Origin of the sequence: Arthrobacter sp. StoSoilB13, assembly GCF_019977255.1 — a bacterium.
Lineage (GTDB): Bacteria > Actinomycetota > Actinomycetes > Actinomycetales > Micrococcaceae > Arthrobacter.
The window spans coordinates 454130-467397 of record NZ_AP024647.1 but is presented as its reverse complement, the minus strand read 5'-3'; the positions used below and the strand labels follow the sequence as shown (position 1 = coordinate 467397).

The window sequence follows — 13268 nt, the reverse complement described above, 5'->3', positions numbered from 1 at the left end:
TCCTAAATTTAATATCTCTGGAAAGGTACGTAGCCAGCCAGGGCCGTCTCTTGGCTGTCCGTATTGGTGAGGCTGATACGGTCGCCCGCCCTGGCTGTCCCCCCAAGAATCCGGGCAATGAATTGAAGGTCCTCCGGGCAGACGATGGTGGCTGTTTGCTGCCCGTTGGAGAGCAGTGTGACATTTTCAACCACTCCAAAATCGATGTCATCTTCGATGAAGGAGGTGTCGGAGCAGTTGGAGCAGATGAGCCGGAACGGGAAGTAGGCAGCCCGGCAATTGGCGCATCTTTGGAATACGGCACTCATTCGGCGGCCTCCAACACTGTCATGTTTGCGCAGGCGCCGTAGCGGTACAACACCATGCCGTACCCGCTTACTGCGGCAAGTCTCGCTTGCACCTGCCTGTCTCCTCCTTGACCCCGCAACTGCCGTGTGGCCTCCACCAGGCCATGCATTCCGCCAGCTGATCCCGCCTGACCGGCGGAGAGCTGCCCTCCTGAAGTGTTGAGGGCGAGTTCCCTGGATTGAATCCGGGCCCGGATAAAGTCCGGGATGTCCGCGCCATCAATAATTGCTCCCATGTCCGCGAGCTGCGCGACGACCATGGCGGGATAGTCGTCGTAGACACTAATGACATCCATATCCTGCGGAGAGACACCTGCCCTCTCCCACGCCAACGGTGCGCACATCCGCAGACCGGTGACCAGACCGTCACCCTTCTGGTGGTCCGAATTATAGGACGCAGTGGTTGAAAGAACTCTCGCCCGGCGGCGCCCACTTGCTCTTTCATCTGCAACCAGCACAATCGCATCGGCACCGGTAACGGGGGGTACACAGTCAAATCGGCCCAGGGGCGTTGCGACCATCGGTGCATCGAGGTACTGCTCAAGCGTCAGGGGCGCTCGATAGACCGCCCCTGGGTTCAGGGCCGCCCACTGCCGCTGGGCCACGGCAATGCGTCCATAGTCCTCCCGAGTCAGACCAAACTTCTCCATCTGGCGGGTAGTCAGCATGGCAAAAAGCGCGTTGGGACCTGACATCGGCAACGGGGTCAAATGGTCAGCCGTGGCCCGGTTGTACTTCGCAACGAGGTTGGCGAAGGCACCATGGTCCATGAGATCGCCCGCAGCGAGTACAACAACCGAGGCATCGCCCGCTTCGATGGCGTGGACTGCGTGCTGCAGCATGTTCCCGGCGCTGGCACCACCGTTGGTATCTTGCATGAGCCACGTCAGCTTCAGACCCATCCTCCATGCGAGGTCGATAGCGTGGTCTGGGTCCAAGGTAAAGCTTGATACTGCGAAACCGTCGACGTCGTTGGGGGGAAGCCCGGCATCTTTGAGCGCGCGGCTCACCGCGTCAACGAGTGTGCCCGATGTTGTGGTCCCCGGTTGTGGATGCCGCGTGTACGGAGATTCGCCGGCGCCGATGATGGATACTGCCATGTCTGGTTCTCTTCTGTTCAGTTGGGTGGAGCCCACGGAGTGCCACAGTGGGGGCTCCACCGGGAATGGACGAGGCTAGCGGCGGCCGACTCTAATGTCGTCGATGTGCTTCTGGGTATCCGTAGGGGATGTTCGGTGCTGGCCCACGTTCCTGGAAAAGGCCAACGCAATCAGTGTGATGGCAGCTAGGCCGATCGCGTACAGGGCAACCGGCGTTGAGCTGTTGTAGGTCAGCAGGAGTGCGGTAGCGATGAATGGTGCCAGTCCGCCGGCAAAAACAGCTGCTACTTCGTGGCCCAGTGCCATTCCTGAATAGCGGACTTCGGGGCTGAACAGTTCGTGGAAGAAGGCGGGCTGGGCCCCGATCATCGCGGCGTGGCAAATTCCGTTTCCGATGAAGTAGGCGAGAACAATAAGGCCTGGCGAGTTCGAGTCGATGAGCCAGAAGAAGGGGAAGGCCATGAGTGCCAGTGCGGTGGCCCCAATTGCGTAGACTTTTCGGCGGCCGATCTTGTCGGATAGATGCCCAAAGAAAATGATGGTGCAGAACGCAAACAGCATCGAGAGCATGACGCCCAACAGCAGCGTTCCCCGTTCGACTCCCACATGCACACCGTAAACAAGGGAGAATGACAGCAGCAGATAGGAGCCACCGTTTTCTGCCATCCGGAGACCCATGGCGACCAGGATTTCCTTGGGGTGTGTCCGCAGTGCCGCCAGTACCGGCAACGCCGCCCGTTCGCCGTCGTTCTTGACCTGTTCGAATTCTTTGGTCTCCGGCAAGCGGAACCGGATGTACATTCCCACGCCGAACAACAGGATGCTCAAGAGGAACGGCAAGCGCCAGCCCCACGCCAGGAATTGTTCCTCTGGAAGTAGCTGGGCGAGATAGAAAGCTGCCGAGGCGAGGACAAATCCGAGGGTAACGCCGCCCTGGCTGAAGGCCGAAAACAAGCCGCGGCGCTTATCCGATGAGTTTTCGCTGATGATCAGAACGCCGCCGCCCCACTCACCGCCGGCAGCGATGCCTTGGAGAACGCGCAGAACGACCAGCAATATGGGGGCCCAGATGCCTACCTGCTGGTACGTGGGCAGCAGGCCCATCAGGAAGGTGGCGATACCCATGATGGTCAGGGTCAACACCAGGGCCGTTTTCCGGCTCACCCGATCACCGATGTGACCGAAGAGAATCCCGCCAAAAGGACGGGCAGCGAACCCAACCGCGAAGCCTACGAAGGCTCCCAAAGTACCAACAAGCGGGTCAGTGCCGGCCGGGAAGAACAGTTTTCCGAATACGATGGCAGCCGCCGTCGCGTAGAGGAAGAAGTCGTACCATTCGAGCGAATTCCCGATGAGGGATGCAACGATATAGCGCTTAATTCCATGGCTTTTGGCGTCGCTGGCGCCTGGGGCTTTTTGTGACATGAGCGTCTCCTGGGAAAAAGGGGGGTTAGGGGCGAAGATCCACGACAGCGGGGATCCTTCGGGTCAGCCATCAAGCACTGGCCGGTGTTTCGTTGAAGGTCCGGACGTCAGCGTCGACGTCCATCCCGAGAAATTTTTGTGCGTTACTGCTCAGGATTTGACTCTGTTGTTCTTGAGTCAAGAAGGCAGACTTTCTGATGAGGTTTCCCGCGGGCCTTTCGCCCAAGGGGTAGGGGAAATCGGATCCCAGCATGATGTGCTCGCTTCCCATGACGTCGGTAAGTAGCCGCAAGGAGGCGTCATTGAAAACTACTGAGTCCACGCTGAACCGGTTCAGGTAGTGAGATGGTGGGAACTCGGATGTGGCGATGAGGTCCGGACGCTGGTGCCAGGCATTGTCCATGCGCCCTACCCAGTAGGGAAAGGAGCCACCTCCATGTGCAAAGCACAGGCGTAGGTGGGCGGGCAGTCTGTCGAAGCCCCCTCCGAGGATGAGCGACAGTATGGACAAGTGTGTTTCCCCGGGCATGCCCACTAACCAGCGTGCCATCCATCGATCGAGCCGGGGTGAAGTGGGCATGTCCCAAGGGTGCACAAAAACGGCGGCATTCCGGTCTGCGCAGTGTTGCAGGAAGGTGATGATGCCTTCATCGTCCAGGTCACGGTCGCCCACGTGGTTGCCGATTTCAACGCCTACGTGGCCGTTCTCCAGTGACCGGTCAAGTTCACGGCACGCAGCATCCGTGTCCTGCAGCGGCACCTGGCAGAAAGGGATGAGGCGTTGGGGTGCTGGATCACAGACCTCCAACGCCAGATCATTGAAGATCCGGCTCACTTTGACCGCTTCTTTTGGATCGCGGGCGTAGGAGAAGAACACTGGGGTAGGTGAGACAACCTGTACGTCCACACCGTCCGCATCCATGGCGGCGAGCCGCTCTTCGGCGGCCCAGGCGTTAGAGCGGAGGGGCCGGAATTCAGCGGAGCCCAGCATGAGCATCGCTTCCCGTTCCGAATCGCTGCGAAGCCACGGCCAAGGCCCGTTTGCGCCAGTTTCCTGGGCAAGGTCGGGCCACCCGTTCGGCACGTAGTGGGTGTGGATGTCGATGGTTGGTGAAAGGTTGGTCACAGGGATCTTTTCCTTAGATGCGTTTTCCGGAGGGGTTGCTTAGCCCCGGCCGGGGTGGACAGCCCCGCAGTTCTTGCACGTGCGCGCGGAAGCGTCGCTGGCGTAGAACTTCTCGAATACGGGCGGCAGGTCTTCCACGATGTCCCGGACCTGGAGTTCGACCTCGTGAATGAGGTCGGAACACTCAAGGCAGTACCACTGGAACTTCTCCGTGGTTCCTTCCTCCCGGATGCGCTCGATCACGATGCCGATGGACCCGGCTTCGGGTCGCTGGGGTGAGTGGGGGATGTTGCCCGAGAGCAGCCACATCTCGCCCTCCCGGACGTCTACCCTCTTGATGCCTTCGTCGGTGACGACGTTGACATGCATGTTGCCCTTTACTTGGTAGAACCACTCCTCGTAGGGATCGACGTGGAAATCTGTGCGCTGGTTCGGGCCGCCGACCACCTGGACGATGAAGTCATCGACCTGGGTCCACATTGCTTTGTTGTTTACCGGCGGCTTCAGTGAGGCCTCGTTTTCGGCCAGCCACTGCTGGAAGTTGAAAACGGGAAGGATGCTTGTTTTGTTGGTGCTTGTGGTCATTGTCCTGCTCCTTGTTGTTCCAGTTGTTGTGTTGGTGTTGTCGGCGGTTGCCTCCTGTGGGCTATCGCCTGGATTTCGATGAGAAGGTGTGGATGTGGAAGTTGATGGACAGCGACGGTGGTGCGGGCCGGCCCGTGCTCGTCGAAATACTGTCCGTACACTTCGTTGTAGCCGCCAAAGTCATTCATGTTGACGAGGAAAGCAGTGACTTGAACGACGTCGTCGAGAGAGGCGCCGACGCTCTGGAGAATGCGTCCAATGTTCTCGATGACCGCTTGGGTCTGCGCACGAATGTCGAGGTTCGTGGTGCCCAGTTCGTCTGCTTCAACACCAACGAAGGTGTTGTCCGGTCGTCTGCTGCTTGTCCCGGAAACGTAGATCACGTCACCGGCAGTCTTGACGTGGGGAAAGCGGCCACGGGGCTTTGCCATGTCCCCTACAAGTTTTGCCCCGCTCATGCGTCAGCTCCTGCCGTCTCCAGTTCAACGCTGCCGATGCCGGCGACGATGGCCGTGATGGTGGACCCTGGTGAGAGCGGAACGGCAGCAGTAGCTGCGCCTGCCAGCAGTACTGCACCGGCCGGGAGGCCGGCTCCGTGGCGGCGGTACATCCGGGCAAACTCCCGCAGTGCGTTCAGGGGGTCACCGAGGATAGCCGAAGTGGTCCCCGTTTCGGTGATGGATCCGTCGACAAGCAGTGTTACCGTCCGGCCGGCAAGATCGTCCGTAAAGGTAGCCCACTCGCCCAGGACGTAGCGACTGGCCGAGGTATTGTCAGCAACGACGTCAGCGAGACTGAACGAGAAGTTGAGATAGCGCGAATCGATGATCTCAAGCGCGGGTGCCACTGCGTCCACGCTTGCAATGATCTGCTCCTCCGATGCATCTGGCGGGACGGCCTGGCCGAAGCGGAAGGCGACTTCGGGTTCAACGCGTGGGTGAACGGACCCGTCAAGCCGAAGCCGGTCGCCGTTGTGCACTTCCATGGTCGAGGTGAGGAATCCAACGATTACTTCCTTCACGCCCATCTGCGCCATCTTCGCCTCACTGGTGAACCCCAGCTTCGCGCCCGTAAGGTGCTCTCCCCGCGCCAAGCGAAGGTCCCGCAATTCGGTCTGTACCTCATAGGCAGCGTCAAGCGACAGCACGTCGCCGAATTGATTTATGGCGATACCTTTACGTTCGGCCTGATCGAGTCTGCGCGCTATCTCGCTGATTGGTGGGGCTGGGTGGGTTGCGGTCATCGTGTTGCCTCGCTCAGGTTTACGCACACGTTGGTGGGTTGGGTGTAAAAGTGGAGGGAGTGGGTTCCGCCTTCGCGGCCGATACCGGACAGACCGGCTCCGCCGAAGGGTGAGCGCAGGTCGCGTAGGAACCAGGTGTTGACCCATGTAATTCCGGTGTTCATGCGGCCAGCAACCCGGTGTCCTCTCTCCAGATTGGTGGTCCAAACAGAAGCAGCCAGGCCGTACTTTGTGTCGTTGGCCAGGCGCACGGCCTCTTCCTCGTCGTCGAAGGGAATCAGGCCCGCGACGGGGCCGAAGACTTCTTCGCGCATCACGGGTGCGTCGTGGCTGAGCCCGGTCCAGAGTGTCGGTTCAATCCAAGCGCCACCGCTGAGTTCGTGGCCCAGATTGGGGATCCCACCGCCCACAATTGCCTCACCGCCTAGCTGCTTAGCGCGTTCGAGGTATGAGAGAACTTTTTGCCTGTGAGTAAGGGAGATCAGTGGTCCGGTGGTGGTCCGGGGATCCATGGGCTGACCGAGCGTCAGGCCTCTGGCGCGCTCAGAAAGTCCAGCTACGACATCGTCAAAGATGGGACGCTGGATGTAGACCCGCTCGGTGCAGAGGCAGACTTGCCCGGTGTTGGTGAAGATTGACCGGGTGAGCCCGTCCACAGCAGCTTCGAGGTCCGCGTCTGCGAAAACAAGTGCAGCATTCTTACCGCCGAGTTCAAAAGAGACCGGGCGGACGTTGGACGCCGCCGCGTGCATGATGGCCGAACCTGTGGACGACTCCCCTGTAAAGGTGATTCCGTCGATGCCTTCATGCGTGGTGAGGAATTCGCCAGCCGATCCTGGACCAAAGCCGTGGACCAGGTTGAACACACCATCGGGTACGCCGGCCCTCGGCCATGATCTCAGCCAGGAGGGTCGCGGACGACGGCGTTTCCTCCGATGGCTTGACGATCACCACGTTGCCGCAGGCGATTGCGGGAGCCACTTTCCAGGTCAACAGCAACAGAGGCAGGTTCCACGGCACTACTACGGCGACTACGCCCAGCGGCCGGCGCAAAGCGTAGTTCAGGGCCCGTCGGCCGTCGGGAAGTTCGGTGAGGAAGGAGTCCAGGCCTTCGGCGGCGATGATGTCTGCAAACGCGCGGAAGTTGGCTGCTGCACGGGCTACGTCGAGGTCCCTGGCAAGTGCTTCCGGTTTGCCGGTATCGGCGATTTCGGCGGCGAGCAGATCGTCGAATCGTGCTTCGATGCGATCCGCGATACGCCGCAGCAGGGCTGCGCGTTCATTGACTGTGGAACTCCCCCAGCGGCCTTGCAGTGCGCTCCGACCGGCCTTAACCGCCATGTCAATAGTGCCGCGGTCGGCCTCGGCAACGTGGGCGACAACGCTGCCATCGACGGGGCTGATCTTTTCAAAAGTCTTGTCGGCGGCGTCGAGGAAGGCTCCGCCGACGAAGTTTCGCAGAGTAGGAATCGCCATGATGGGTGCTTCTCCCGGTTCGTCGGTGTGGGTTGTATCACCAGTCTGCTGGACGCAAACCATGTCCGTCGAATGCCTTTTCGGGTGCAAGCCATGTCCATATGGGCATATCATCATCGGCATGGACATCAGAACCTTACTGAATGGCCCCCTGAAGATCCGTCATCTGGTGTTGGTCTTAGCTATCGCCGATCACGGGACAATCGTCAGCGCGGCCAGGCACTTGTACATCACGCAGCCCGCGGTCAGCCGCGGTTTGCGCGAAGTTGAGGATGCCCTTGGGGCGCCTCTTTTCGAAAGGGGCGCCCGCGGGGTCCGTCCCACACCATTTGCCGAAGTCTTCATCAGTCACGCACGGGCAGTGGTCGGCCACCTCCAGCAAGCGACCCAGCACATAGCAGAGCTGGCGGACGCCAGCGCCGGCTCAGTGACCATCGGCACGTATGTCGCAGGAGGCAACCTGCTGCTGCCCAAAGCGATTGCGCGGCTAAAGCAACAAAGGCCACATGTCAGCGTCCACGTCCACGAAGCGACTCCTGACCGGTTGACCAACGGACTGGTCGCGGGAGAAATCGACATAGTCGTTGGGCGCCTTACCCCGCATCCTGACGTTCCTGAATTGCAGCAGGCGGCGCTGTACCATGAGCCCTTCGAGGTCGTGGCACGACATGGTCATCCTGTTTTTGAGCGGGGGGAGACCGCCTTGAACCAATTACGGAACTACCCGTGGGTCATGCCTGTAGCGCAGACGGCACTGCGCGGGGAACTCGAGAGCGCCTTTGCCCGTGAACGCCTGGACCTTCCCGAACAACAAGTAGATTGCTCCTCTACCATGACGCTTCGTGCCATCGTCGCCGAAACGGACTTTCTTGCGCTCCAGCCGCGCACTATCGGCACCGCCGATCCCCTGCTTCGCATTGTCGGAGCGAGAATCAAAGGCATCAGTCAAACGGTTGGCGTGACCACTTTGCAGGACAGGCTGCCGAGCCCGGCAGTGGTGTTGATGCTGCGCTGTTTTGAACAAGTAGCTGTCGAAATCCGGAAGACCCTTTCGGCTTCCTGATGGCGTGACCTCATCCGCAGCTATGCCTTATTCAGGCTCCCTGACTGAAATAGGCATTAGCCAGACGAGCCCGTCGCAGGCAGCATTTTCGTATAGAGCTTCCAGCAACCAGAACCAGAGGTACCAATCAGATGCGTGTTTTTGAAAAAGTGGCCGAAACGCTGATAGGGCTTGGCGTTCGCCAAGTCTTTGGTGTTGTCGGCAGCGGCAACTATGACGTGACCAAGGCCCTCATTGCCGGCGGCGCCACGTACGTGGCGGCGCGTCACGAGGGTGGAGCCGCGTCTATGGCGGACGCCTTTGGACGAGTAGGCAGCTCAGTCCCTGTAATCTCCTTGCACCAGGGATGCGGGCTGACAAATGCCATTACCGGCATCGCGGAAGCCGCGAAATCCGGCACACCAATGCTGATTCTCGCCGCCGAAGTTGCGTCTTCGGCTATTCATTCCAATTTCCGCATCGAGCAGAGCCATCTGGTTGAATCCGTTGGAGCCGCCAGCTTCCGTATCTCCAGGGAGACTGCCGCCCGGGACGTTGCCCTTGCTTACAGGACGGCAGTGACGCGCCGCATTCCTGTGCTGATCAATCTCCCCTTGGACATCCAAAACTCCGAAACCACTGAGGAGTTTGCTGCCTCAGCTGCCAGCGGGGCCTCCCTTTCAACGGTGACCGCACCAGTTGCCGAAGACATCAGCCACCTAGCCGACCTCATCGAGCGGTCGAATCGTCCCGTCATCATCGCCGGCCGCGGGGGGCGCGGTGCCGGACCTCAGCTCCGCGAACTTGCGGAGGTTTCGGGGGCCCTTTTGGCAACCTCGGCGGTCGCACGCGGGCTGTTCAATGACGATCCGTTCTATCTGGACATTTCCGGTGGCTTCAGTACACCGCTGGCGGCTCGTACCATCCAGGACTCCGACCTCATCATCTCCTTTGGTTCTGCATTGAACATGTGGACCATGCGTCACGGCGAACTCATTGGCCCGGCCACCACTGTGGTGCAGGTAGACGTTGATCCACTGGCCCCCGGCAAGCACCGGCCCGTCGACTTCGGCGTTTTGGGCGACGCAGGGCTTACGGCAGCAGCAACAGCCGTTGAGCTCCGCAGCCGTGGTTTCTCCCGTGTTGGCTACCGAACTGAAGAGATCGCACAAGCCATCAAGTCCGAAGGCCGATGGCAGGACGTCCCTTACGAGGACCTGGGCGATGGAGAGCGCATCGATCCCCGGACCCTCACCATTGCTTTGGACGGGATGCTCGACAAGGAAAGGGTGGTGGCCGTCGATTCGGGCAATTTCCTCGGATATCCCAGTGCCTTCCTTGATATTCCTGACGAGAACGGGCTCGTCTTCAGCCAGGCCTTCCAATGTGTGGGTCTGGGTCTGGCCAGTGCAATCGGGGCAGCATACGCACAGCCGGACAGGCTCCCGGTGCTCGGCACCGGTGACGGCGGCGCCCTGATGGCGGCAGCGGAGATGGAGTCCGTTGTGAGGCTGGGCATCCCGCTGGTGGTCATCGTCTACAACGACTCTGCTTACGGAGCGGAAGTACACCACTTCGGCGAGGACGATGACGCCCTGGGGCTTATCACTTTTCCCGACACCGACTTCGCAGCCATCGCGCGCGGTTACGGCTTTGCAGCTCAGACTGTGCGGAATCCCGGAGATTTGGAGCCGGTGCGTGAGTGGCTCGACGGAAGCCGTGACAAGCCGCTCCTCATCGATGCAAAGACCGTCAGCTTCGCGTCCTGGTGGCTTGAGGAAGCATTCAAGGGCCACTAATGCCCGTAAGGCCATCAAGGAAGGACCCCACATTGACCACGCAGGCATCACGCATATGACCAACACAACGCGAACGCCGGATCTACTGGCCAACCTGATTGATGGCCTTGCCCAGGGGAGCATCCGCGTCGTTGACCTGACAACGCCCTTGACCCCTGACACTCCCGCCCTGCGCTTGCCGGCACCTCTATCCAATGTCATTGATCTCAGGCTCGAAGAGGTCGCGGCATACGACGAACGCGGACCGATGTGGGCGCACAACAACATTCATGTGGGCGAACATTTTGGCACTCACGTTGACGCGCCCATCCACTGGGTCAGTGGGAGGGAAGGACGGGACATTTCGCAACTGCCACCCGAAAAACTCGTCGGCCCCGCCGTTCTGATCGATGCGTCCGCTGAAGCCGCCGCAGATCCCGATTTCCTGCTTGAGGTCCGCCACGTCGAGGCTTGGGAGGCCCGGTACGGCAGGTTGCCAAAGGGTGCGTGGCTGCTTTACCGGACAGGATGGGATGCTTTCGGAGACAACGAAGCTCTTTTCCTCAACTCTGATGAGTCGGGTCCGCATACACCCGGCGTCTCTGCAGAGTGCGCGCGCTGGCTCGCTGAGGAGACCGACATTGCCGGCTTTGGTGTCGAAACCGTTGGGATCGACGCCGGGGCAGGCTTCAGCTTGGAGCCGCCTTTCCCCATGCATCATTTCCTTCTCGGAAACGACAAATACGGGGTTACATCCCTGAAAAACCTCCACCAATTACCGGCAGCTGGCGCTTTCATCGTCGTCACGCCCTTACCCATCGTGGGCGGAACGGCCAGTCCAGCGCGTGTTTTGGCGTTCGTTGAAGAGTCCGGGTCCGGATCCGCTGCCACGGACAGCCCAATCGAAGGAGAGTGATCTCTTGATCCATCCGGAAGGCACCGGCGGGCTCCATGACAGGGCAATTCGATGATGAAGTACCCCCCATCTGAGTGGCATCGCCTGGACGGGGTCCCCATAGAGATACGGCAGCGGGGAGCGTTGGTCCGCGCGGGAAGGGTGGAAGCCGTAATGCCCGATTCAAGCATGATCTGGCTGGCAGCGGACGGGCCTTACGGGCGTGAATTGTTCCTGGCCGCGGACAACTACGAGGTTTGGCTCGAACCGGGCCAGCTCGTCGGCGAGCTTCGATACCGAATGACCGCTGAGAATCTTTACCCGCCCAGATGGCGAGACCGGCCCCAGCGGCGTGTCGACCACACCGTACAAGGTTAGGTGGTGGGTGCGTGAGCCCGAGAGATACCTTTCCGGGCTGAAGCAGGTTCACCTGCGACGGCCCTTTCGACCCTCAGTGCGGACCCGCCCCGGCCACGACGCGAACCCGTTATGCAGCAAGACCCTAGAAGGCTGTACATACAGCGTTTTTTGCCCGTGCTCTCCCCCTGCACAATTTCCACCCGCATTGTCATGGATGGGCGCTATTGCGTCTGTGCTGACTTTGCCTAGTGATCCAACCATGACCACGGAGGACTACCATGACCGAACGCAATATCAACGCCCGGGCAGAGAAATTGAAGGCTCTGCATGAGGCACCGGAAATCCTGAGTGTAGTCAACGTATGGGACGCAATCAGCGCCTCGACCGTTGCAGCCGCACCCGAGACGCAGGCCATTGCCACCGCCGGGCACTCGATTGCAGCGGCGTATGGCTACGCCGATGGAACCATGCCCCTGGATGTCGCGCTGGATGGCGTGAAGAGGATCGTCAACGCGGTTGAAATTCCGGTCACCGCAGACCTCGACGACGGTTATGAAGACCCAGCCGAAACCATCCGCCGGGCGATTGGCATCGGTGTCGTGGGCGCCAACGTTGAAGACCGTTTGCGTCCTTTCGATGAAGCCGTCGCCCGGGTTAAGGCCATCGTCGACGCCGCGAACGGCGAAGGCATCCCGTTCCAGCTGAACGCACGCACGGACGCCATCGCGAAGGGCGGGGACCGCCCGATCGAGGACAGCGTCAAGGACGCCATTGCCCGGGGTCGCGCCTTCCTCGATGCAGGAGCAGCGTTGGTGTTTGTCCCTGGTGCCCTGACACGCGACGTTATCGAGCCGCTCGTCGCAGGCCTCGGACACGGCAAATTGTCCGTGATCGGCGCACCAGGAGCGCTTACCGCAGCGGAACTCCAGGAACTCGGCGTTGCACGTGTTTCCTACGGCCCCTTTCCCCAGCGGGTCGCCTTGCGCGCTCTTCAGGATCTGGCCGCCCATCTCTACGGTTCCGGCGTCATCCCCCAAGACACCCCGGCCCTGAATTAAACGAAACCAACCGGTCCTGCATCACGGGCGGGACCGGTCAGGGGGCCGGATCGCATCTCGAAAGCTGCCGTTCCTCACGCAAGGGACATGCGTCCACGTCCACCGGAACGCTAAATGGCCTTCATCTGTCCACCCCCGGGCGATATCTCGCGACGCAATCCTGGACGTCAAGGATGCCCATCTTAAGCGTGACCTATTCCATACATGCCGTACCAAGCGATATCGGTCAGTTCCCGCCTGTGACTGCCAGTTCAGGATCGCGGATTTCCACAAAGCGGCTGGCGGCATTGCACTCCCGATTGAGCAACCCCTCACAAGACATGCTTAGGGACATTGTGGGTTCGTGGCCACAGGTGGTTGTGATCTGACTGAACGAAGCAAAGTGGCACGTGGAAGGTCACCTCGTAGTTAGTAGATCTGCGTGATTTGTGCGCTGAAGGAAGTCGATGACGGCATCACGGCTCTTTTCCAGGCACACTATTCTGTTCTCCACAACGCGTAGTTCTTGAGCAAGCTCCTCCGCCAGAGCCCGATTGCAGACGTCGGGCTGATCTCGGGTTGCTGGAGTTTCGATGCTGAGCACTATTTTGATCATTCTCGTCGACAAACCGGCCGCTATCAGAGCCCTGACGTGACGGGCATGCTCGATCTGCTCGTCAGAGTACTCGCGGTACCCGTTGGTCGAACGTGACGCATTGATGAGCCCCTGCTGCTCGTAGTAACGGAGCATTCGAGTTTGGACACCCAGTTCCTTGGCGACATCACCGATCTTCAACGTAGGCACCCTTTCGCTTCGACCATCGACTTGACCTTGACACTAATGTCAAAGTTTA

At 60.1% G+C, this 13268-nt stretch carries 14 protein-coding genes and 2 pseudogenes; 6 read left to right on the top strand and 10 right to left on the bottom strand.

Annotation, left to right across the window (positions count from 1 at the left end; all coding sequences use genetic code 11):
• Positions 1–8 precede the first annotated feature (8 nt).
• The 8 genes from LDP01_RS02210 to LDP01_RS23300 all read right to left on the bottom strand — a co-directional run bounded on the left by LDP01_RS02210 (position 9) and on the right by LDP01_RS23300 (position 6692).
• A complete protein-coding gene (locus LDP01_RS02210) occupies positions 9–308 on the bottom strand; it encodes a zinc ribbon domain-containing protein (protein ID WP_224089924.1) in 300 nt (99 codons plus the stop codon).
• On the bottom strand, positions 305–1447 hold the full coding sequence (locus LDP01_RS02205; RefSeq protein ID WP_224089923.1) for a thiolase family protein: 1143 nt from the start codon (positions 1445–1447) through the stop codon (positions 305–307). Before LDP01_RS02205 ends, LDP01_RS02210 begins: the two co-directional genes overlap by 4 nt.
• Positions 1448–1522: 75 nt before the next feature.
• Positions 1523–2872: an MFS transporter gene (locus tag LDP01_RS02200; protein WP_091466909.1), complete on the bottom strand. Its 1350-nt coding sequence runs from the start codon at positions 2870–2872 to the stop codon at positions 1523–1525.
• A gap of 70 nt (positions 2873–2942) precedes the next feature.
• On the bottom strand, positions 2943–3998 hold the full coding sequence (locus LDP01_RS02195; protein ID WP_224089922.1) for an amidohydrolase family protein: 1056 nt from the start codon (positions 3996–3998) through the stop codon (positions 2943–2945).
• A 39-nt stretch (positions 3999–4037) separates the two neighbouring features.
• Positions 4038–4583: a 3-hydroxyanthranilate 3,4-dioxygenase gene (locus LDP01_RS02190; RefSeq protein WP_224089921.1), complete on the bottom strand. Its 546-nt coding sequence runs from the start codon at positions 4581–4583 to the stop codon at positions 4038–4040.
• Positions 4580–5041: a RidA family protein gene (locus tag LDP01_RS02185; protein WP_224089920.1), complete on the bottom strand. Its 462-nt coding sequence runs from the start codon at positions 5039–5041 to the stop codon at positions 4580–4582. Before LDP01_RS02185 ends, LDP01_RS02190 begins: the two co-directional genes overlap by 4 nt.
• Positions 5038–5826: a 2-keto-4-pentenoate hydratase gene (locus tag LDP01_RS02180; RefSeq protein WP_224089919.1), complete on the bottom strand. Its 789-nt coding sequence runs from the start codon at positions 5824–5826 to the stop codon at positions 5038–5040. The genes LDP01_RS02185 and LDP01_RS02180 overlap by 4 nt, the downstream gene beginning before the upstream one ends.
• Entirely contained in the window at positions 5823–6692 is an 870-nt protein-coding gene (locus tag LDP01_RS23300; RefSeq protein ID WP_263433742.1) for an aldehyde dehydrogenase family protein, read from the bottom strand. Before LDP01_RS23300 ends, LDP01_RS02180 begins: the two co-directional genes overlap by 4 nt.
• On the opposite strand from LDP01_RS23300, the pseudogene LDP01_RS23885 reads away from it, so the two are divergent.
• A pseudogene (locus tag LDP01_RS23885) lies at positions 6577–6831 on the top strand (hypothetical protein); the annotation flags it as partial. The gene LDP01_RS23300 and the pseudogene LDP01_RS23885 sit on opposite strands and share 116 nt — an antisense overlap.
• On the opposite strand, the pseudogene LDP01_RS23295 reads toward LDP01_RS23885, so the two are convergent.
• Positions 6733–7302, bottom strand: a pseudogene (locus LDP01_RS23295) (aldehyde dehydrogenase family protein); the annotation flags it as partial. The pseudogenes LDP01_RS23885 and LDP01_RS23295 overlap by 99 nt on opposite strands.
• A 121-nt stretch (positions 7303–7423) precedes the next feature.
• Between LDP01_RS23295 and LDP01_RS02170 the strand changes: the two are divergent.
• The 5 genes from LDP01_RS02170 (at position 7424) to LDP01_RS02150 (ending at position 12435) form a co-directional block, all read left to right on the top strand.
• Positions 7424–8365: a LysR substrate-binding domain-containing protein gene (locus tag LDP01_RS02170; RefSeq protein WP_224089918.1), complete on the top strand. Its 942-nt coding sequence runs from the start codon at positions 7424–7426 to the stop codon at positions 8363–8365.
• Between the two features lie 131 nt (positions 8366–8496).
• Complete coding sequence (locus LDP01_RS02165) at positions 8497–10143, top strand: thiamine pyrophosphate-binding protein (RefSeq protein WP_224089917.1); 1647 nt, start codon at positions 8497–8499, stop codon at positions 10141–10143.
• A 55-nt stretch (positions 10144–10198) separates the two neighbouring features.
• A complete protein-coding gene (locus LDP01_RS02160) occupies positions 10199–11038 on the top strand; it encodes a cyclase family protein (protein ID WP_224090981.1) in 840 nt (279 codons plus the stop codon).
• 153 nt (positions 11039–11191) lie between these two features.
• Complete coding sequence (locus LDP01_RS02155) at positions 11192–11395, top strand: hypothetical protein (RefSeq protein WP_224089916.1); 204 nt, start codon at positions 11192–11194, stop codon at positions 11393–11395.
• 260 nt (positions 11396–11655) lie between these two features.
• A complete protein-coding gene (locus LDP01_RS02150; RefSeq protein WP_224089915.1) occupies positions 11656–12435 on the top strand; it encodes an isocitrate lyase/PEP mutase family protein in 780 nt (259 codons plus the stop codon).
• 397 nt (positions 12436–12832) lie between these two features.
• On the opposite strand, the gene LDP01_RS02145 is transcribed toward LDP01_RS02150, so the two are convergent.
• Positions 12833–13210, bottom strand: a complete 378-nt coding sequence (locus LDP01_RS02145) for a MerR family transcriptional regulator (RefSeq protein ID WP_224089914.1) — start codon at positions 13208–13210, stop codon at positions 12833–12835.
• Positions 13211–13268: the final 58 nt, after the last annotated feature.